The 19486-nt window shown below is 74.5% G+C and carries 15 protein-coding genes; 6 read left to right on the top strand and 9 right to left on the bottom strand.

Translation table 11 applies throughout. The features are described 5' to 3' along the window. Positions 1–192: 192 nt before the first annotated feature. Positions 193–1377 carry a thiolase family protein gene (locus tag CRV15_RS01100; protein ID WP_003962680.1) on the bottom strand — a complete coding sequence of 395 codons (1185 nt, stop codon included), beginning with the start codon at positions 1375–1377 and terminating at the stop codon, positions 193–195. Between the two features lie 152 nt (positions 1378–1529). Here CRV15_RS01100 and paaK point away from each other — a divergent pair, with 152 nt between their 5' ends. Next, complete coding sequence (gene paaK / locus CRV15_RS01095; protein WP_003962681.1) at positions 1530–2870, top strand: phenylacetate--CoA ligase PaaK; 1341 nt, start codon at positions 1530–1532, stop codon at positions 2868–2870. 44 nt (positions 2871–2914) lie between these two features. Here the strand turns inward: paaK and CRV15_RS01090 are convergent, their stop codons facing one another. Both CRV15_RS01090 and CRV15_RS01085 read right to left on the bottom strand, forming a co-directional pair. Further along, the gene (locus CRV15_RS01090) at positions 2915–5755 is read right to left on the bottom strand and encodes a hypothetical protein (protein WP_003962682.1); all 2841 of its coding nucleotides are present in this window, start codon (positions 5753–5755) and stop codon (positions 2915–2917) included. A gap of 252 nt (positions 5756–6007) precedes the next feature. Further along, positions 6008–6589 (bottom strand): hypothetical protein, encoded by a 582-nt coding sequence (locus CRV15_RS01085; protein ID WP_230864195.1) that lies wholly within the window; start codon positions 6587–6589, stop codon positions 6008–6010. A gap of 286 nt (positions 6590–6875) precedes the next feature. Here CRV15_RS01085 and CRV15_RS01080 point away from each other — a divergent pair, with 286 nt between their 5' ends. The 4 genes from CRV15_RS01080 (at position 6876) to CRV15_RS01065 (ending at position 12106) form a co-directional block, all read left to right on the top strand. Then, positions 6876–7322 (top strand): hypothetical protein, encoded by a 447-nt coding sequence (locus tag CRV15_RS01080; protein WP_003956354.1) that lies wholly within the window; start codon positions 6876–6878, stop codon positions 7320–7322. Between the two features lie 470 nt (positions 7323–7792). Then, a complete protein-coding gene (locus CRV15_RS01075; protein WP_003956355.1) occupies positions 7793–9238 on the top strand; it encodes a glyceraldehyde-3-phosphate dehydrogenase in 1446 nt (481 codons plus the stop codon). Between the two features lie 154 nt (positions 9239–9392). After that, positions 9393–10988 (top strand): sigma-70 family RNA polymerase sigma factor, encoded by a 1596-nt coding sequence (locus CRV15_RS37655; RefSeq protein WP_009998125.1) that lies wholly within the window; start codon positions 9393–9395, stop codon positions 10986–10988. Continuing rightward, positions 10985–12106, top strand: a complete 1122-nt coding sequence (locus CRV15_RS01065; RefSeq protein WP_003962685.1) for a CU044_5270 family protein — start codon at positions 10985–10987, stop codon at positions 12104–12106. The genes CRV15_RS37655 and CRV15_RS01065 overlap by 4 nt, the downstream gene beginning before the upstream one ends. Here the strand turns inward: CRV15_RS01065 and CRV15_RS01060 are convergent. Further along, on the bottom strand, positions 12095–13696 hold the full coding sequence (locus CRV15_RS01060) for a N,N-dimethylformamidase beta subunit family domain-containing protein (protein WP_003962686.1): 1602 nt from the start codon (positions 13694–13696) through the stop codon (positions 12095–12097). The two genes, CRV15_RS01065 and CRV15_RS01060, sit on opposite strands and share 12 nt — an antisense overlap. 363 nt (positions 13697–14059) lie before the next feature. Between CRV15_RS01060 and CRV15_RS01055 the strand changes: the two genes are divergently transcribed. Beyond that, the gene (locus CRV15_RS01055; RefSeq protein ID WP_003962687.1) at positions 14060–14689 is read left to right on the top strand and encodes a GNAT family N-acetyltransferase; all 630 of its coding nucleotides are present in this window, start codon (positions 14060–14062) and stop codon (positions 14687–14689) included. Between the two features lie 37 nt (positions 14690–14726). Here CRV15_RS01055 and kdpC read toward each other — a convergent pair whose 3' ends face one another. The 5 genes from kdpC to CRV15_RS01030 are packed head-to-tail and all read right to left on the bottom strand — an operon-like array spanning position 14727 to position 19426. After that, positions 14727–15347, bottom strand: a complete 621-nt coding sequence (kdpC, locus tag CRV15_RS01050) for a potassium-transporting ATPase subunit KdpC (protein WP_003962688.1) — start codon at positions 15345–15347, stop codon at positions 14727–14729. A gap of 27 nt (positions 15348–15374) precedes the next feature. Beyond that, on the bottom strand, positions 15375–17477 hold the full coding sequence (kdpB, locus tag CRV15_RS01045; protein WP_003962689.1) for a potassium-transporting ATPase subunit KdpB: 2103 nt from the start codon (positions 17475–17477) through the stop codon (positions 15375–15377). Further along, the gene (kdpA, locus tag CRV15_RS01040) at positions 17477–19141 is read right to left on the bottom strand and encodes a potassium-transporting ATPase subunit KdpA (protein WP_003962690.1); all 1665 of its coding nucleotides are present in this window, start codon (positions 19139–19141) and stop codon (positions 17477–17479) included. Before kdpA ends, kdpB begins: the two co-directional genes overlap by 1 nt. Positions 19142–19157: 16 nt before the next feature. Then, entirely contained in the window at positions 19158–19247 is a 90-nt protein-coding gene (locus CRV15_RS01035) for a potassium-transporting ATPase subunit F (RefSeq protein WP_044972277.1), read from the bottom strand. Further along, positions 19244–19426 carry a hypothetical protein gene (locus CRV15_RS01030; protein ID WP_129555047.1) on the bottom strand — a complete coding sequence of 61 codons (183 nt, stop codon included), beginning with the start codon at positions 19424–19426 and terminating at the stop codon, positions 19244–19246. Before CRV15_RS01030 ends, CRV15_RS01035 begins: the two co-directional genes overlap by 4 nt. Positions 19427–19486 lie beyond the last annotated feature (60 nt).

The following is a 19486-nucleotide window of genomic DNA, read 5'->3' as shown; positions in this document are numbered from 1 at the left end:
CCTCGGCCTCGGCCGCCCGCGTCCGGCAGGCCCTGACCGGCACCGACGGCGGGCCGGACCGCCCGGGGCGCCGTCACCGGCTTCTGTCCGCGGGCGGCGGGTCGGACGGGCCACGGCGCCGACCCGACCCGGCGCGGTCCGGTCCGACCCGGCGCGACCCGACCCGGCGCGGCGTGGTCCGGTCCGGGTCCGTCAGACCCGTTCCACCAGCAGGGCGACGCCCTGGCCGACACCCACGCAGAGGGTCGCGAGCCCCCGGCGGGCGTCCTCGCGCTCCATCCGGCCGAGCAGGGTCAGCAGGATGCGGGCGCCGGAGCAGCCGAGCGGATGGCCCAGCGCGATGGCCCCGCCGTCGGCGTTGACCCGTTCCTCGTCCAGACCGAGACGGCGGACGACCGCGAGGGCCTGGGCGGCGAACGCCTCGTTCACCTCCACCGCGTCCAGGTCGGCGATGCCCCACCCGGCGCGCTCCAGGGCCTTGTGGGTGGCCGGGACCGGTCCGAGCCCCATCAGATGCGGCTCGACCCCGGCCGACGCGGAGGCGACGATCCGGGCCCGGGGGGTGAGACCGTGCCGGCGGACGGCGTCCTCGCTCGCGACGAGCAGGGCCGCAGCTCCGTCGGAGAGCGGGGAGGAGGAACCCGCGGTGACGATCCCGTCCGGGCGGAAGACCGGCCGCAGCGCCGCCAGTTTCTCCGGGGTGGTCCCCGGGCGCGGCCCCTCGTCCCGGGTGACCTCGCCGTCCCGGACGGCCACCGGAACGATCTCCCGGTCGAAGCGGCCCGCCTCCTGGGCGGCGACGGCCCGCCGGTGGCTGCGCAGGGCGAAGGCGTCGGACGCGGCGCGGGTGATCCGGTCCAGGGCGGCGACCTCCTCGGCGGTCTCGCCCATGGAGAGGGTCGTCCGCTCCCGCGCGGCCAGCGCGGGGTTGGTGAACCGCCAGCCCAGCGAGGTGTCGTGGACCTCGCCCGGCCGGGCCCAGGGGGTGCCGGGCTTCGCCATCACCCAGGGCGCGCGGGTCATCGACTCGACCCCGCCCGCGACGGCCAGCTCCGCCTCGCCGGACCGTATCGCCTGCGCGGCCGAGGCCACGGCGGTCAGCCCCGAGGCGCAGAGCCGGTTGACGGTGTAGCCGGGGACGGTGTGCGGCAGCCCGGCGAGCAGGACCGCCATCCGGGCCACATCGCGGTTGTCCTCGCCCGCCTGGTTGGCGGCGCCGAGGATCACCTCGTCGACCGCGTCCGCGGGGACCCCGCCGCGGCGGACGGCCTCCCCGACGACCAGCGCGGCGAGATCGTCCGGCCGGACGGAGGCCAGGGCGCCCCCGTACCGGCCCTGCGGGGTGCGCGCACCGTCGACCAGAAACACCTCGGACATGGGTCCCACCTCTTGACGTCGCCGTTCGAGGGCTGGATTACTTGCCGTGCCGAAGCTAACCGAATGGTCGGTCGGCACACAAGGCGGTGACGAGGCGATCGCGGGGCGGCGCGGCCCCCTGCCCGGCAGCCGAGACGGACGAAGGAGTCGCCATGGACGACAGCGGCAGCACGGCCGTACCGGGGGGACAGCGGCTCCCGGACGGCCCGCGGGACGCGGCGGAACGGATGAGCCGCGCGGAGCTGAGGGACCTTCAGCTCACCCGGCTGCGCGCGGCACTGCGGCACGCGTACGACCATGTGGAGACGTACCGGCGGAAGTTCGACGCGGCGGGGGTCGCGCCCGGGGACTGCCGCACCCTGGCGGACCTGGCGCGCTTCCCGTTCACCACCAAGGCCGATCTGCGGGACGGCTACCCCTTCGGCATGTTCGCGGTGCCCCGGTCCGAGGTCCGCAGGATTCACGCGTCCAGCGGCACCACCGGCCGTCCCACGGTCGTCGGCTACACCGCGAACGACCTGTCGGTGTGGGCCGATGTCGTCGCCCGCTCGATCCGCGCCGCCGGGGGCAGGCCCGGTGACAGGGTGCACATCGCCTACGGCTACGGGCTCTTCACCGGCGGCCTCGGCGCCCACTACGGGGCCGAGCGCGCCGGGTGCACCGTCATCCCCGCGTCCGGCGGGATGACCGCTCGTCAGGTACAGCTCATCAGGGACCTCGCGCCCGAGATCATCATGGTCACCCCGTCCTACATGCTCACCCTCCTCGACGAGTTCGAGAAGCAGGGCGTCGACCCGCGCTCCACCTCCCTGCGGGTGGGCATCTTCGGCGCCGAGCCCTGGACCGAGGGGATGCGCCGGGAGATCGAGGAGCGGGCGGGCATCGACGCCGTGGACATCTACGGGCTCTCGGAGGTCATGGGGCCCGGTGTGGCACAGGAGTGCGTGGAGACCAAGGACGGCCCGCACATCTGGGAGGACCACTTCCTGCCGGAGGTCGTGGACCCGGCCGACGGCGCGGTCCTGCCCGACGGGGACCACGGTGAGCTGGTGTTCACCTCCCTCACCAAGGAGGCGCTGCCCGTCATCCGCTACCGCACCCGCGATCTGACCCGGCTGCTGCCGGGGACCGCCCGGCCCGCCTTCCGGCGGATGGAGAAGGTGACCGGCCGCTGCGACGACATGATCATCCTGCGCGGGGTGAACGTCTTCCCCACCCAGATCGAGGAGATCCTGCTCCGTACCCCCGCCGTCGCCCCGCACTTCGAGCTGCGGCTGACCCGCGAGGGCCGGATGGACCGGATGGCCGTACGGGTCGAGGCCCGGCCCGGTACGTCCGACGAGCGCCGCCGGGCGGCCGCCGAGGAGATCGTCCGCGCGGTCAAGGACGGGGTCGGGGTGACCGTCGCCGTCGAGGTCGTGGACCCGTACACGCTGGAGCGGTCCGTGGGCAAGATCCGCCGGGTCGTCGATCTGCGGGAGCCCGGGGCCTGATCCGCCACGGGTCCGCTCCGCCGGGGCCGGGGCCGCCCCGCCGGTCAGGGCCGCTCCGGGTCCGGTTGCTCCCCGGCGTCCCGGCGGATCGCCTCCCGGGTCCGCGCCGCCTGCTGCTGGATATGGAGCTGGACATGGCGGGGGACGCCCTGGGCGTGGAAGTGGCTGACGAGCCTGTCGAGCACGGTGTCGGCCCGCTCCAGGTCCCCCGCCCTGCCGTGGACGAGGGCGAGTCGGCGCATGGCGGCGTTGAGGGTGAGATGGTCCAGACCGGCACCCCCGGCGCTGCCGGAGTCGTCACGGGAGACGGCGACGGCATGAGTGAGCTGGGCGACGGCGTCCTTGACGTCCGGCGGGCGGATCCACAGCCGCCCGTCGGTGACGGTCTGGAAGTGGCGTCCGGCGTTGGCGCCCCGGACGAGCCGCGCGTAGACGGCGAGCGGATGCCTGCCGTGGCGTTCGACGACCTCCCGCAGGGCCGTGTTGCCGCCGTCGAGCCGGGGGGCGTCCGAGCCGAGGAGCGCGAGCAGGGCGCCCTGCTCGTCGCCGGTCATCAGCTCGCCCACCTCCTGGTCGGTGCGGTCCAGCGGGGCGCGCACCCGCAGGGTCCTGGTCGGGGCGGCCACCCGTGAGCCGTCGAGGCTGTGGTGGACGGCGGTGACGCGGTACAGACCCGGCTCGGCGAAGTAGAGCCCGTCGCTGCCGTAGCCGAGATAGACCGACTCGTAGACCGCGGGCCGCCGCTCGGTGAGGAGGGCGCCCCGCTCCTCCGCGCCCGGCCCCGCGCACACCCGGGCGAGCGGGCGGAAGATCCGCGTCCGGCCGGAGGGGCCGGTGACCGCGACCACCGTACGGTCGTTCCTCGGGCCGATCGTCCCGGCCACCGGTACGTCCCCCCGGCGGCCGGTACGGGACAGCCGCAGCTCGGCCATCACCGGCTCGCCGTAGGCGAAGGCCCGTTTCCCGCCGACCGTCAGCGCGAGACCGGACTCGTCGGCGGGCGGGTGGGCGAAGGTCTCCCCGGCGGCGAGGGCGTCGAGGGACTCCAGCGCGGCTCCCGTCAGGAAGCCGTCGCCGCCGGGGACGACCCGGCGGTGGAAGGCGTGCCGCAGATGGCGCAGCTCGTCGTCGGTGAAACGGTGGGCGAAGTCGGCGAAGAAGTCCCGGGCGCCCCGGTGGCCCCCGCCGTTGTCGTAGCCGTGCGGGCAGTTCATCCAGGACAGGTCGGCGTGGCCGCCGCCCGGGTCCATGGGGGTGTGCGGCCGGGAGAACCGCTTCAGCCAGGAGTGCGGCAGACCGAGGGCGTGCCCCAGCTGGTGGACGTAGGAGAACAGCTCATGGGCGGTGCTGTCGCCGCCGCCGGGCCGCAGCTCGTCCGCGAGGAGGGCCACCCCCTGGCCATGGCTGCCGACCCGGTCGAACATGACGCCGCCCGCGGAGAGTTCGGCGTGCCGGGTGGCGACGAACATCCACAGCCGCCACCCGGGCAGATCCCGCTGCCGGCCCGCGTGGTCGCAGACCGCCGCGTGGAGTTCGGCGTCCGACCAGGCCAGGGGGGAGCCGGGCGGGGCGGGGTCCCCGGTGGGCCGCGCGATGATCCCGACGCGGCCCGTGGCGCGGATCTCCACCCCCGCCTCGGCGTAGGCGGAGGCGAGGGTGAGCGTACGGCCGCGGCGGAAGGACGGCGCCGGGCCGGAGGAGGTCTTGTACTCCTCGAAGACCGCCGCGCCCTCCAGCGCCTGTGTCGTCAGCTCCACCGTCCGCAGCGCGGTGCCGGTCCGCAGCAGCGGCTGGGAGAGGAAACGGCCGCTGCCCGACAGACCGAGGAAGCCCGTGCCGTCGGGGACAGCGGCTTCGGAGACGGTCCCGGGGCCGTCCGCGGCGGGGTCTGTCGCGGCGACCCGGGGGAGCCTCAGGGTCAGCTCCGTCAGCGGGCAGCCGTTCGCCCAATGGACCCCGGACTGGGTGATGGTGTCGAGACCGGCGGTCCGCTCCACCGTCAGGGCCTCGGCGCGGAAGGAGTCCACGTACGCCGTCCCGGTGGGGGTGCGCTCGTACAGATCGCCGCTGACCGTCAGCAGCGGACGCTCGCCGTCGATGTCGACGCGGACCTCGACCGTCCTGCCCCCGGACTCCTCCGGGACGGTGGTCCACCGGCCGGTGGTGGTGCGGTACGGGGTGCGGCAGAAATCCGGCAGCGCGGTGAGGACGCCGTCCTGGAGCCGGTCGGGCGCGCCCTCGGCCAGGACGCCCCGCTCCCAGTCGAGGAGGACGGCGTGGCCGCCCTTGACCAGCAGGCTGCGCCGGGTGCCGTCGGCGGCGGGCCGGTGGTCGGCGACATGGTCGAGGTCGCCGCGGAACGCGGGGGGCAGCCCGGCCCACCCGGCGCACCCGGACGGGTCCGGGCCCTCGGTGACGAGCCGTTCGGCCACGACACCCGTCCGCCAGTCCAGGGTCAGGACCCGCGGCCCCTTGAAGAGATGGGTCCGCCAGGTGCCGTCCTCCCCGTCCGCCCCCTGGAGCAGGGCGTCGATCTGCGAACGGTATCCGGCGGGGAGCGCCGTGCCCCAGGTGCCCAGCTCGGTCCAGGGGCACTCGCGGACGACACCGCGGTCCCAGTCGTACCACTCGCAGCGCTCGCCCCGGAAGAAGAGGCTCTGCCAGGAGCCGTCCCGGTCGGGGAGCGTCAACGCCCCCTCGCTGTACTCCCGGTAGCGCTCGCTCCGGGCGGCCAGCCGGGGGTCGAGCCGGTCCAGGGGGCCCGTGTCCGTGCCGCCCGGCCGGGCCAGGGCGCCGTCCTCGCCCCGTCCGAACAGGAACCAGTCCCCGTCCGGACGCCCCAGCACCCAGCTGTACCCCGTCGCTTTGTACCGCATGAACGCCATGGGCGCGTCCCCCTTCCCCGGGCCGTGAGGCTCCTTGTGCTCCGTCGGTCCGGAGTCTTGCAGTGGCGAACCGATAAATACCAGATTCTGTGGGGAGATTGACTGATAACGGTGGATCAGGGCGTGGATCGGCGTGCCGGGGTGAATGTCCCGTCCCTGCCCCGCCCTCCCGGCCCTCCCGGCCCGTCCTCCTGTCCTCCCGTTCTCCTGTCCTCCCGGCCCGTCCTCCTGTGCCGTCCTCCCGGCCCGGCGTCAGCAGGCCCTCCGGGCCGCTTCCTCGAACGCGGACCGGCTCATCACCCCGCGCCGGGTCAGCACCTCGCCGTCCGCGAGCCGGTCGAGTCCGGCGGCGTCGAAGGTGACCAGCGCCCGGTAGGCGTAGGAGTCGTCGGGGTCCGCGAAACCCAGCTCGTACGAGTGGTCCGGGAGCGCGGAGCGCGGGCCGCGGATCTCGGCCCGCCACGGGGCGGGCGGGGTGAAGAGCGGGAAGTCCGCGGCCGGATGGGTGCCGCGGGTCTCCCAGCCGCTCCACTCACGTCCGCCCGCGGCCCCTGTCTCCTGTCCTGTCTCCTCCTCTGTCCCCTCCCGCGTCTCCTGACGCTCCGGCGCGTCCGCTTCGGGGGTGCCGTGCAGCCAGGGGGCGCGTACCCGGTCCCCGCCGTCGCACGGGCGCAGCAGTGCATGAGGTGTTCCGCTCCCGTCCACGAGGACCGCGACGAGGGTGCGCTCCGCGGGCGAACACCCCGTCGTACCGGACAGCGCCACGCCGCACAGGGCCGCGGCCACTCCGGCCCGCGCCCGTGGCCATCTCGCCGTCCTCGTCGACCCGTTCATGCCCCAGCCCCTCCCACCTGCGTTTCCCGGGGACCCTACCCGGAGCCCGCCAGGCGGTCCCGGGCGGGCGGAAGACACCGTTCCGAGCGTTCACCGTGTGCGGGCCGTTACACAGGAGCGGGGTCGCTGTGATGTCACCCTCCTACAGTTCCGGTGGTCGGGGGGAGAACCCGCCGACTGAACCGCCGGTATCACGTGACCGACAGGACCGGACCGACCGACCGGACCGGAACGGTGAACGACCGGCAGCACCGCGGAAATCCGCGGAGAAAACGGGGAGACTCCTATGCGTATGCGCACCACCGCCGTGGCCATCGTGGTTGCCCTCGGCCTGGGGACGGTGGCGACGACCGCCACGGCCCACGCCGGTACTCCGGCCAAGGCGAAGGCGTCGGCCGCCGCGTCCGTCAAGGCCAAGGCGTCGGGCGCCGCGGCCCTCAAGGCCAAGCCGGTCACCGGGAAGCTGGTCGGCAAGATCGAGTACCTCGCCCCGGGGAAGATCGTGGTGAGCCCCCACGGCGGCAACCGGGACCAGGCGCTGTGGCTCGGGTACGACACCCGGGTCGTCGACTCGCTCGGTGTGATCTGCGACGGCAAGGGCCGGCCGCTGCCGTACCGCTGCACGATCGACGAGCTGGAGAAGACCCTTGAGGCGAACGAGTACCCGGTGTACGCCACGGTCACCTTCACCCGGGGCGTGGCCGACAGCATCGTGGGGCTGATCGAGGACTGACCCGGCTCCGCCGGACCCCGCCGACCGGACCGACCCGCCGGACCGGCCGGACCCTGAGACCCGACCCCGCCGCGCGGCCCGCGCGGCGGGGTCGGGTCTCTCCGGGGTCTCCCTGGACTCCCCGGGCGCTCCCCGGAGGCTCCCCGCGGGGTCCCCGGCCGTCCCCAGGGGGTCATTCCCTCCGTTCCACCGCTCCGACCTGCGGTGTTCCCGGGACGGGCGCCGTTGAGCAGATCACGTCGGAGCGGTTCCGGGGAGGGGAGACCTCGTGGGCATGGCGCATTAAATCCATACAAAAACGGGCGGTCGCGGGATGTGCGGCCGCCCGCTCGCGTGCACGGGGACGTAAACCTGCCCCGATCAGGGCATCGTCCCGGCGGGATCGTTTGAATCATCAAAGTGGCCTGTGGTTAACATATGAGCGCCAGCTAGCTCGAACGATAAAACCGCCTAGCGCGAAAGTTGAACCCGTGACTGTCAATGAGGACTCGTTCACCAACTGGAAGAACCGCGAGGAGATCGCGGAGTCGATGATCCCGGTCATCGGCAAGCTCCACCGGGAGCGGGACGTCACGATCCTGCTCCACAGCCGTTCCCTGGTGAACAAGTCGGTGGTCAGCATCCTCAAGACCCACCGTTTCGCTCGCCAGATCGCCGGCGAGGAGCTGTCCGTCACCGAGACGCTGCCCTTCCTCAAGACCCTCGCCGCCCTGGATCTCGGCCCCTCCCAGATCGACCTGGGCATGCTCGCCGCGACCTACCGGGCGGACGACCGCGGTCTGACGGTGGAGGAGTTCACCGCCGAGGCCGTCGCCGGTGCCACGGGTGCCAACAAGATCGAGCGCCGCGAGGGACGCGATGTCGTCCTCTACGGGTTCGGCCGCATCGGCCGTCTCCTCGCCCGCCTGCTCATCGAGAAGGCCGGCTCCGGCAACGGGCTGCGCCTGCGCGCCATCGTCGTCCGCAAGGGCGCGGGCCAGGACCTCGTCAAGCGCGCCTCGCTGCTCCGCCGTGACTCGATCCACGGCCAGTTCCACGGCACGATCACCGTGGACGAGGAGAACAGCACCATCGTCGCCAACGGCAACGAGATCAAGGTGATCTACTCGGACGACCCGACGGCGGTGGACTACACCGCGTACGGCATCCGGGACGCCATCCTCATCGACAACACCGGCCGCTGGCGCGACCGCGAGGGCCTGTCGAAGCATCTGCGCCCCGGTATCGCCAAGGTGGTCCTGACCGCCCCGGGCAAGGGCGACGTCCCCAACATCGTCCACGGCGTCAACCACGACACGATCAAGCCGGACGAGCAGATCCTGTCCTGCGCCTCCTGCACCACCAACGCGATCGTCCCGCCGCTGAAGGCGATGGCGGACGAGTTCGGTGTCCTCGGCGGCCATGTGGAGACGGTCCACTCGTACACGAACGACCAGAACCTGCTGGACAACTACCACAAGTCCGACCGCCGTGGCCGCTCGGCCGCGCTCAATATGGTGATCACCGAGACCGGTGCCGCCTCCGCCGTGGCCAAGGCGCTGCCCGACCTCAAGGCGAAGATCACCGGAAGCTCCATCCGGGTGCCGGTGCCGGATGTCTCGATCGCGATCCTCAGCCTGCGGCTCGGGCGCGAGACCACCCGTGAGGAAGTCCTCGACCATCTGCGTGAGGTGTCGCTGACCTCGCCGCTCAAGCGCCAGATCGACTTCATCACGGCGCCCGACGCGGTGTCGAACGACTTCGTCGGCTCGCGCCACGCCTCCATCGTGGACGCCGGAGCCACCAAGGTCGAGGGCGACAACGCGATCCTGTACCTGTGGTACGACAACGAGTTCGGCTACTCCTGCCAGGTCGTCCGCGTGGTCCAGCACGTCTCCGGGGTGGAGTACCCGACCTTCCCGGCGCCGGTCGCCTGACCCGCGGCCCCATGGGCCCTGCCGCGACCGCCCCTGACCACCGGGGCGGTCGCGGTGTTCGCGGTGTGAGCGGTGTCTGTCGGGGCGTCCCCCTGTGGCGCACGTCACCGGAACCCGGGCGGCGGCCGGGGCAGTACCCCATGTGGAAACACTCATGAGGAACCGCCTCCGCCGAGGAGACCGCGACGCCCTGGGCGAGCTGTACGACGAGCACGCCCCGGTGCTGTACCGCTACGCCCTGCGGGTGACCGGCGACTGGGCGGAGGCCGAGGACGTCGTCTCGGCGACCTTCCTCGAAGCCTGGCGCGGCCGGGAGAACCTGCGGGCCGACGGGGGCTGTGTCCGGCCGTGGCTGCTGGGCATCGCGACGAACATCATGCGCCGCAACGCCCGTGCCCGCCGCCGCCGGGAGATCGCGCTCGCCCGGGTCCCGGAGCGCGGCACCGTCCCCGACTTCGTCGACGACCTCGTCGCCCATCTCGCCGACACCGAGCGACTGCGGGCCGCGCACGCGGCGCTGCACCGGCTGCGCCGCCGGGACCGGGAGGTCTTCACCCTGGTGGTGTGGGCCGGGCTCGACTACGCGGCGGCGGCCGAGGCCCTCGGGGTACCGGTCGGAACCGTCCGCTCCCGCCTCTCCCGCGCCCGTGACCGACTGCGCACCCTCACCGCCGCCGAGACCCGCGCCCACCGCTCCCGCGCGACCCCCACCCGGACCTCCGCACCGAGGACGCCCGCCGGAGGGAGCGCGGGTACCGGGGCGGCGGTGGCGGTGGCGTCCGGCACGGCGGTGTCCGTGGCGATGCTGCCGGTGATGGCGGTCCTCCTGGCATCGGTGTCCGGTGCGGCGTTGCGTGGGACGGGGCTGTCCGCTGCGGTGACGCCCGTGTCCACGCGGCCCGCAGCGGCGGTTCCCTGGACGGCGGCGTCCGGTGCGGTGATCCCCGCAGCGGCGGCGCCTGCTGCCGCGGCGCCTGTGGCTGTGGCTGTGGTGGACGGTGCGGATGCGTCTCCCACCGGGGTGCCTGCGGTGGAGCCGTCCATGACGGTGTCCGGCAGGGCGGCGTCCCTGACGGGGGTGCCCGTGGTGGTGACGTCCGTGTCCGTGCTGCCCGAAGCGCCGGCCCCCCTGTCGGCGGCGTCCGGTGCGGTGGTCCCCGGGACGGGGCCGCCGATGGCTGTGTTGTCAGCGGCGGTGGTCCCCGAGGGGGCGGCGCCTGCTGCGGCGGCGCCTGTGGCTGCGGCGGTCGGTGCGGATGCCTCCCCGGCCGGGGGTCCGGCGACGGCGGTACCCGTGACAGCGTCCACTGCGGCGGCGGTTCCCCGGACGGCGGTGTCCGGTGCGGCGGTGCCGCCGACAGTGCCTGCCGCGGCTTCGTCCGCGGTGGCGTCCTCCGCGGCGGCGTCCACTGCGGCGGTGCCTCTGACGGCGGCGTCCACTGCGGCGGTGCCTCTGACGGCGGCGTCCGGCCTGACCGCGTCCGTGGCGACACCACCCGTGGCGGCGGTCGGTGCGGATGCCTCCCCGGCCGGAGCGCCGGCGACGGCGCCATCCGTGGCGGCGGTCGGTGCGGCAGCATTCAGCAGGGTGGCATTCAGCAGGGCGGCCTCCGGTACGGCGACGCTGTCCGGGGCGCCCGCCGTGGTGGATGACGACGGGGTACGGCGGCCCGTCGGGGGCGGCGGGGTCGCCGTCGGTCCGTTCGAGCGGTCGGACGGCCGGTCGTTGACGCAGGAGGAGCACGGATGACCACCACTCCGAGATCCCGCCGGTCCCCGGGGGACGGCGCCGAAGAGGCAGTGGACCCCTCCGGTCCGCTGCCTCCGCCGCCCGTTCCCGGGCTGCGCCCCGACCGTTCCCGGCTGCTGAGGGAACGGGTGCTCCGCGAGGCCGGTGCCGCCGAGCCGCCCCGTACGGCGGCGGGCACCCGGATGCCGCACCGCACCCGGTTCCTGGTGCCCGCCCTCGCCTGCGCCCTGGTGATCGGGGGCGCGGTGGCGGCGGACCTCGCCGACACCGCCCCACCCGGCGCCGGGACCGCCGCCCGCACCCCGGCAGGCGGCCCCGCGTCCGTGCCCGATGCCCCCGCCGCCGCGCGCCTCCTCGGCCGCGTGGCCCTCGCCGCTGCGGACCAGGAGCGGCTCGCCCTCCGCCCCGACCAGTTCGTGTACGTGGAGAGCAAGGCCGCCCACGCCGCGGGCTCCGCCGCCGGGGGACCCGTGACCCTCGCGCCCGTCCGCACCCGGCAGGTGTGGCTGTCCGCCGACGGCAGCCGCCCCGGGCTGCTGCGCCGGGCGGGGGAGCGCGACACCGTGCTGCGGAACGAGGGGCCGGTCCAGCTCCTGGAGGGCCCGGGGGCGACCCCCCGGCCGTTCACCCCCCGCCCGGCGGGCCCGTCGGCCGCCGACCCGACCCCGCTGTACGTCGCCTCGCTGCCCACCGACCCCGTCGCGCTGCTGCGGCTGATCCGGGACGAGACCGGTGGTCAGGGCCAGGACCCGGACCAGCGGGCGTTCACCGCCATCGGCGAGCTGCTCGCCGAGAACTGGGCCCCGCCCCGCGTCGGCGCCGCGCTCTACCGCGCCGCCGCGCTGATCCCCGGGGTCACGGTGGTCGACGAAGCCACGGACGCCGTCGGACGCGAAGGGGTCGCCGTGGCCCGTACGGCCCATGGACGCCAGACACAGTGGATCTTCGACCGGACCACCCACGCCTTCCTCGGCGAACGCAGTGTCCTCGCCGGGCCGGGCGCGGAGGGCCCGGCGGGGACCGTCGTCGGGACCTCCGCGATCCTCACCAAGGCGGCGGTCGACCGGCCCGGCGAGATCCCCCGCACGCCGGACGGGACACCTCCGTCACCCCGGTGACCGGCCCCGCCCGGGACCTCGGCCCGCGTACACGGCACGGGTGTTGTCGCGCGGCACCGGGCGGTGCTCCGCCGCCGGTCCCTGGGCGAAGGCCCGGAGCAGGTTCTCCGTGGTGCGGGTGACGAACGCGCCGGTCCGGGCGTCCATGCCGTGGTTGCGGCCGTTGTCGGACGTCCCCGCCATCAGCGCCTCGACCCAGCGCATGGTCCCGCTGGCGAAGACCCCCGCACCGCCGGGCGCGCCGTAGTAGGACGAGTCGGCGTGGTCGGCGCGTCCCTTGCAGACCAGCGGGGAGTGGGCCAGGATCTCCAGCGGCCCCGGCGCGGGGGCGCCGGGCGACCAGCGGTCGTACTCCACCCCCACCAGATGGTCGAAGGCATCACCGGAGCGCACCCCCGTCCCCTCGAACAGCCAGTGGTCGTCCCGCAGGACGCGGTAGGGCGCGTCGGTGGGGAACCCCTCGTAGCCGATTCCGATCAGGGAGGACTCGGGGGCGGCGGCGGGCCGCTGCCGGAAGTCGTGCGTCGGCGGGCCCTCGCCGCGGGCGAAGACGGGGTCGTCGCGGTAGGCGGTCTTGTAGCAGACGACGACCCGGCCCGCCGCCCCCGAAGGGCCGGGCTCCAGCCTGATCCGCCGGAAACAGGCGTTGGCCCCCAGGAAGGCCGTGTTGGTGCCCGCGTCGCGGGCGAGGGTGACATGCCGCCGCTGCTGCGGGGTCCAGTACTCGTCATGGCCGAGCGAGAGCACGGCGGCGGCGCCGCGCAGCGCCCCGGGGTCGGCGTGGACGGCGCAGCCGGTGGTGTAGGCGAGGGGCAGGCCCATGCGCTCCGCGAGCACCACCGCGGCCCGTTCGTGGACGAGGAACTTCTCCGCTCCGCTCCCGTCGTAGGGCCGGTCGAAGGAGACGGCGAGGGAGCGGTCGCCGTAGCCGCCGCCGGGACCCCGGTAGAGGCTGGAGCCGCCCCAGGCGTTGTACGCCTGCCAGGTGGCGGGGGCGTGCATCAGGACCGTTCTGCCCTCGGCCGAGGGGGAGCGGACGACCAGGGGGACGAAGCGCTGGTGCCCGTGGTCGGCGTCCAGCCGCAGCAGATAGGCGCCGGGCGGCCAGCCGTCGGTGCGTACGGTGGTGTCGGCGGGCCAGCCCGCCCGTACGGTCCGGGTGGCGGGGATCAGCTCCGGCGGCGGTCGGCGCACCCCGGGCAGCCGGTCCGAGGTCCAGATCAGCTTCGCCTGGGCGCCGCCGTACCAGCCGACGCGGAAGGCGCGCACCCGGAAGCCGGGCGCGGTGGTGGAGACGGACAGCGCGAACTCCTCGCCCGGCAGCAGGTCCACCCGGTCCGCGTACCCCTCGACGGCCTCGGACGGCCCCCGTGAGACGATCCGCCAGCCGGGGCCGGGGTCCGGCGGGGCGGAGCCGGTGTCCGGGGCGCTCCGGCGGCGGCGCGGCGGCGGGGCCTGACAGCCGCTCAGCGCGGCGGTGACCGCCGCGCCTCCGGTCAGGAATCCCCGGCGGGCCACACCGCCCACCGGCTCCCGTCCGGTGCCGGCGGCCGTCCCGCGCGGGCCCGCTTCCCGGGCGCTGCCGTCCATCGCCGTGGTCCCTCCTCGTCGGCGTCCCCCGGGGCGATCCTGCGACGCCCCCGGCGCGCCCGCGAGCCCGGTGCTCCGAAAGCGGTTCCGGCACGGCCCGTACGGCGATCCGGCGGGGGTGCGCGGACCCGTCCGTGGGGCCGGGCGACGGAAACCCGGTTGCGGGAACCCCGTGCCTTCCTTGATCGTTAACGGGCGGGGCCGTCCGGTACGGGACCCCTCGCCGGGAGCCGGACCACCGGCCCCGTATTCCTGCCCTTCCCGCCATTCCGCGTAATCCGCCATCCGGAGCCGTCGACGCCGATGACCACGGCGATGACGCATGACGATGACGGTGGCGCACGACGACGAGGACGACACTGCATGACGACGCCCCCCTCCCACCCGGCTGCCGCCTCCTCCGGCCCGGTCCGCCCCGCGACCGACGAGGACGTCCCGGCCGCCGTGCGGACCCTGGCGCGGGCCTTCGCCGCGTATCCGTACACCCGGCATGTGATCGCGGCCGACGGCCACGAGGAGCGGGTGCGCAGGCTCCAGGAGCTGTTCCTCACCCGGGTGGGGATGGCGTACGGCCGGGTCTGGGTGGGCGGTGAGGGCCGTGCCGTCGCGGTGTGGACCACGCCCGAGCGCGATCCGTCGCCCGGCTTCGCCGAGGTGGGCCCCCAGATCGCCGAGCTGGCGGGGGACCGGGCCGCCGCCTATGAGGCGGTGGAGCGGGCGGTCGACCCGTATCGGCCGAAGGAGCCGGTGTGGTTCCTCGGCTCCGTCGCCGTGGACCCCGCCGCGCAGGGGCAGGGCCTCGGCAGCGCGGTGATCCGACCCGGTCTGGCCGCCGCCGACGCGGCGGGCTGCCCGGCGTTCCTGGAGACGGCCACCGAGCGCAATGTCCGGCTCTACGAACGGCTCGGCTTCACCGTCACCGCCGATCTGCCGGGCTCCGACGGCGGCCCCCGGATCTGGTGCATGCGCCGCGAGCCGGGCGCCGGAGGCTGACGGCGGGGACGCCGGCCCCCGCCCGCCGCCCGGCCGTTCACCCCAGCCGGTCGAGGGCGAGGTTCAGCTCCACCACATTGACCCCGGGCTCCCCGAGGAAGCCGAGGTCCCGGCCCTCGACCCGGTGGGCCACCAGCGCCCGGACCCGGTCGGCGGCCAGCCCCCGGGCCCGGGCCACCCGGGCGGCCTGCTGCTGGGCGTACGCGGGTGAGATATGCGGATCGAGCCCCGAGCCGGACGCGGTGAGCGCGTCGGCCGGGACCGTCCGCGGGGGTACGCCGTCGAAGGCGGCCACGGCGGCCCGCCGCTCCCGGACCCGCTCCACCAGGACGGGGTTGTCGGGGCCGAGGTTGGACGCCCCCGACGCGGTGCCGTCGTAGGCGGGGGGCCCCGCCGCCGACGGACGCGGCTGGAACCAGCGGGGATCGGGCCGCGCCGGGCCCGCCCCGGGCCGGTCGAAGGACTGCCCGATCAGCCGGGAGGCCACGGCCCTCCCGTCCACCCGCAGCAGGGAGCCCTCCGCCCGGCCGGGCAGGACGAGGAGCGCGACCCCGGTCACGGCCAGCGGATAGGCGACACCGGTGACGACGGTGAACACCAGGAGCAGCCGCAGCGCGGCCAGATGGCGGCGGAGCGCGGGCGGCGGCCGGTAGGACATGGCGGGTGCTCGCCTTCTGGCCGCGCGTCAGCGCAGCCCGGGGATGAACTGGACCACGAGATCGATGAGTTTGATGCCCGCGAAGGGCAGGACGAGGCCGCCGAGACCGTACAGCCGGATGTTCCGGCCCAGCAGGGCGGCGGCGGACGCGGGCCGGTAGCGCACTCCGCGCAGGGCGAGCGGGATCAGCGCCACGATGATCAGCGCGTTGAAGACGATCGCCGAGGTGATGGCCGAGGTCGGGCTGTGCAGCCCCATCACATTGAGGTGCTCCAGGCCGGGGTAGGCGGTGGCGAACATCGCGGGAATGAGCGCGAAGTACTTGGCCACGTCGTTGGCGAGCGAGAAGGTGGTGAGGGCGCCGCGGGTGATGAGGAGTTGTTTGCCGATCTCGACGATCTCGATGAGTTTGGTGGGGTCGGAGTCGAGGTCGACCATGTTCCCGGCCTCCTTGGCGGCGGAGGTGCCGGTGTTCATGGCCACGCCGACGTCGGCCTGGGCCAGGGCGGGGGCGTCGTTGGTGCCGTCGCCGGTCATCGCGACGAGTTTCCCGCCCGCCTGCTCCCGTTTGATCAGCGCCATCTTGTCCTCGGGGGTCGCCTCCGCCAGGAAGTCGTCCACCCCCGCCTCCCGCGCGATGGCCCGCGCCGTCAGCGGATTGTCCCCCGTGATCATCACCGTCCGGATACCCATCCGGCGCAGCTCCTCGAACCGCTCCCGCATCCCCTCCTTGACCACGTCCTTGAGATGCACCACCCCCAGCACCCGGGCGCCTTCGCCGTCCTCGACGGCCACCGCCAGCGGGGTGCCGCCCTCGGCCGCGACGGCGTCCACGCGCGCGCGCACCGCCTCGTCCACCCCGCCGCCCGCGCCGCCCACCCAGCCGATGACGGCCGCCGCCGCGCCCTTGCGGACCCTGCGGCCGTCGATGTCGACGCCGCTCATCCGGGTCTGCGCGGTGAACGGGACGAAGGAGGCCCGGGCCAGCTCGCCCTCGTCCCGGGCGCGCAGGGCGTACTTCTCCTTGGCGAGGACGACGATGGAACGGCCCTCGGGGGTCTCGTCCGCGAGCGAGGAGAGCTGGGCGGCGTCGGCGAGTTCGGCCTCGTCGACCCCCGGGGCCGGGAGGAAGGCCGTGGCCTGCCGATTGCCGAAGGTGATCGTCCCGGTCTTGTCGAGCAGCAGGGTGTTGACGTCGCCCGCTGCCTCCACCGCCCGTCCCGAGAGGGCGAGCACATGATGCTGGACCAGCCGGTCCATGCCCGCGATGCCGATCGCGGAGAGCAGCGCGCCGATGGTGGTGGGGATCAGCGCGACCAGCAGGGCGACCAGGACGACCAGGGGCTGTTCGGCGCCCGCGTGGACGGCGAACGGCTGGAGGGTGGCCACCGCGACCAGGAAGATCACACTCAGCGAGGCCAGCAGGATGGTGAGGGCCAGCTCATTGGGGGTCCGCCGACGGGCCGCGCCCTCCACGAGGGCGATCATCCGGTCGACGAAGGTCTCGCCGGGCCGTGAGGTCACCCGGACGACGATCCGGTCGGACAGCACCTTCGTCCCGCCGGTCACGGCACTGCGGTCGCCGCCGGACTCCCGGATCACCGGGGCCGACTCACCGGTGATCGCGGACTCGTCCACGGAGGCGATGCCCTCGACGACGTCGCCGTCGCCCGGGACGGTCTGCCCGGGGCCCACGGCGACATGGTCGCCCGGGCGCAGCCGGGAAGCGGGGACCTCCTCCTCCACGGCGGCGGCACCGGGCCGCCAGTCCACCAGCAGCCGGGCCGTCGTCAGGGTGCGGCTGCGGCGCAGGGAGGCCGCCTGGGCCTTGCCCCGGCCCTCGGCGACGGCCTCGGCGAGATTGGCGAAGACCACCGTCAGCCAGAGCCAGCCGGTGATGACCCAGGGGAAGACCCCGGGGTGCCGGGCGGCCGAGAAGGTGGTGAGCAGGGCGCCGACCCCGACCACGAACATCACCGGGTTGTGCACGAGGACCCGCGGGTCCAGCTTGCGCAGGGCGTCGGGGAGCGCGCGCAGCAGTTGCCGGGGGGCCGGAAGACCGCCCGCGACCCGGTGCGGCGGGTCCCCGGCGGGCCCGCCGGGGGAGGGGAGAGCCGGGGCGAGGGACATCAGCGCAGTCCTTCCGCGAGCGGCCCCAGAGCCAGCGCGGGGAAGTAGGTGAGACCGACGACGACGAGGACCACCGCCGTCAGCAGGCCCACGAACTGCGGCCGGTGGGTCGGCAGGGTCCCGGCGGTCACCGGCACCCGCCGCTGGGCGGCCAGCGAACCGGCCAGCGCCAGCACGAACACCATGGGCAGCAGCCTGCCGACCAGCATCACCAGACCCAGGGCCGTGTTGTACCAGACGGTGTCCGCCTGGAGTCCGGCGAACGCGGAGCCGTTGTTGTTCGCCGCCGACACGAAGGCGTACAGCACCTCGGAGAAGCCGTGCGGCCCGGGGTTGCCCATCGCCGCCCGCTCGCCCGGCAGCCCCATCGCGATGCCCGCCCCGGCCAGCGCGAGCACCGGGGTCGTCAGGACGTACAGGGAGGCGAACTTGATCTCCCGGCTGCCGAGCTTCTTGCCCAGGTACTCCGGGGTCCTTCCCACCATGAGTCCGGCGACGAAGACCGTGACCACGGCCAGGACCAGCATCCCGTACAGCCCCGAACCGGCGCCGCCGGGCGCGATCTCCCCCAGCATCATGTTGAAGAGGAGGATGCCGCCGCCGCCCGGGGTGAACGAGTCGTGCGCGGAGCTGGTGGCGCCGCAGGAGGTCAGCGTGGTGGCGGCGGCGAACAGCGCCGAGGCCCACACCCCGAGCCGCTGCTCCTTCCCCTCCAGCATGGCGCCCGCCTCCCGCCCCGCCGTACTGCTCACGCCCAGCACCTCGTTGGCGGTGACCACGGCGACGGACACGGCCCAGATCAGGGCCATCACGGCGAGGACGGCCCGGCCCTGGCGGCGGTCGCCGACCAGGGTGCCGAAGGTGCGGGGGAGTGCGACGGGGACCACCAGCAGGAGATAGACCTCGATCAGATGGGTGAGGGCGGTCGGGTTCTCGAAGGGGTGGGCCGAGTTGGCGTTGTAGAAGCCGCCGCCGTTGGTGCCCAGCAGTTTGATGGACTCCTGGGAGGCCACGGGCCCGCCGGGCAGGGTCTGGAGCCCGCCCGCCACGGTGCTGAGGGACTGGTCGCCGTGGAGGTTCTGGACCACCCCGCCCGCCGCGAGCACCAGGGCGAAGAGAAAGGCGATCGGCAGCAGGACCCGGACGACCAGCCGGGTCAGATCGGTCCAGAAGTGGCCGACGCGCTCCGACCGTTCCCGGGTGAAGCCCCGGACCAGGGCGGCGGCCACCGCGATGCCGACGGCGGCGGAGAGGAAGTTCTGCACCGTCAGGCCCGCCATCTGCACCAGATGGCCCAGGGTCCGTTCGCCCGCGTACGCCTGCCAGTCGGTGTTGGTCACGAAGGACACGGCGGTGTTGAAGGACAGGTCCGGCGGGACGCCGGGCCGCCCGAGCGAGAGCGGCAGCAGATGCTGCGCCCGCAGCAGGACGTACAGCAGGGCCAGGGAGACGAGGGAGAAGGCGAGCACGGAGCGCAGATACGCGGGCCAGGTCTGGTCGGCGTCCGGCGGCACACCGGCCGCGCGGTGGACGACCCGCTCGGCGCGCAGATGGCGTCCGTCCGTCAGACAGCGGGCGATGTGGTCGCCCAGCGGCCGGTGGGAGAGGGCGAGCGCGGCGACCAGCGCGAGGATCTGGAGCCAGCCCGCGAGGGTGGCGTTCACTCCGGGGAGCCGTCCGTCACAGCCGCTCCGGGAAGAGCAGACAGAGCAGCAGATAGAGCACCAGGCACACCGCGACCGCCAGCCCGATGGCGTTCTCCGCGCTCACAGCCGTTCGACTCCCCGGACGACGAGGGCGAGCAGGGCGAACACCGCCAGGGTGAGGGCGGTGAGAACGAGGTCCGCCATACGGTCTCCCCCCAGGCCGGGTCCGGTCGCGCCCGCCGTCGGGCACGGGTGCTCCCGGCGATCGTGCCGGACGGAACCGCCGGGGCCGTGCGCGGCCACGCCGGTCCCGCCGTGGATTACACCGGGCGGCGGCATGCGCCGGGTGGGCGGACGGGCGCG

The organism is Streptomyces clavuligerus, assembly GCF_005519465.1.
GTDB lineage: Bacteria > Actinomycetota > Actinomycetes > Streptomycetales > Streptomycetaceae > Streptomyces > Streptomyces clavuligerus.
Note: the sequence above shows the minus strand (reverse complement) of the source record. Positions and strands in the feature narration are given on the sequence as shown.

What these genes read in the sequence shown, in the direction of transcription:
- CRV15_RS01100 (WP_003962680.1), bottom strand. Translation starts at nt 1,377, where the DNA reads ATGTCCGAGGTGTTTCTGGTCGACGGTGCGCGCACCCCGCAGGGCCGG.
- paaK (WP_003962681.1), top strand. Translation starts at nt 1,530, where the DNA reads ATGGACGACAGCGGCAGCACGGCCGTACCGGGGGGACAGCGGCTCCCG.
- CRV15_RS01090 (WP_003962682.1), bottom strand. Translation starts at nt 5,755, where the DNA reads ATGGCGTTCATGCGGTACAAAGCGACGGGGTACAGCTGGGTGCTGGGG.
- CRV15_RS01085 (WP_230864195.1), bottom strand. Translation starts at nt 6,589, where the DNA reads ATGAACGGGTCGACGAGGACGGCGAGATGGCCACGGGCGCGGGCCGGA.
- CRV15_RS01080 (WP_003956354.1), top strand. Translation starts at nt 6,876, where the DNA reads ATGCGTATGCGCACCACCGCCGTGGCCATCGTGGTTGCCCTCGGCCTG.
- CRV15_RS37655 (WP_009998125.1), top strand. Translation starts at nt 9,393, where the DNA reads ATGAGGAACCGCCTCCGCCGAGGAGACCGCGACGCCCTGGGCGAGCTG.
- CRV15_RS01065 (WP_003962685.1), top strand. Translation starts at nt 10,985, where the DNA reads ATGACCACCACTCCGAGATCCCGCCGGTCCCCGGGGGACGGCGCCGAA.
- CRV15_RS01060 (WP_003962686.1), bottom strand. Translation starts at nt 13,696, where the DNA reads ATGGACGGCAGCGCCCGGGAAGCGGGCCCGCGCGGGACGGCCGCCGGC.
- CRV15_RS01055 (WP_003962687.1), top strand. Translation starts at nt 14,060, where the DNA reads ATGACGACGCCCCCCTCCCACCCGGCTGCCGCCTCCTCCGGCCCGGTC.
- kdpC (WP_003962688.1), bottom strand. Translation starts at nt 15,347, where the DNA reads ATGTCCTACCGGCCGCCGCCCGCGCTCCGCCGCCATCTGGCCGCGCTG.
- kdpB (WP_003962689.1), bottom strand. Translation starts at nt 17,477, where the DNA reads ATGTCCCTCGCCCCGGCTCTCCCCTCCCCCGGCGGGCCCGCCGGGGAC.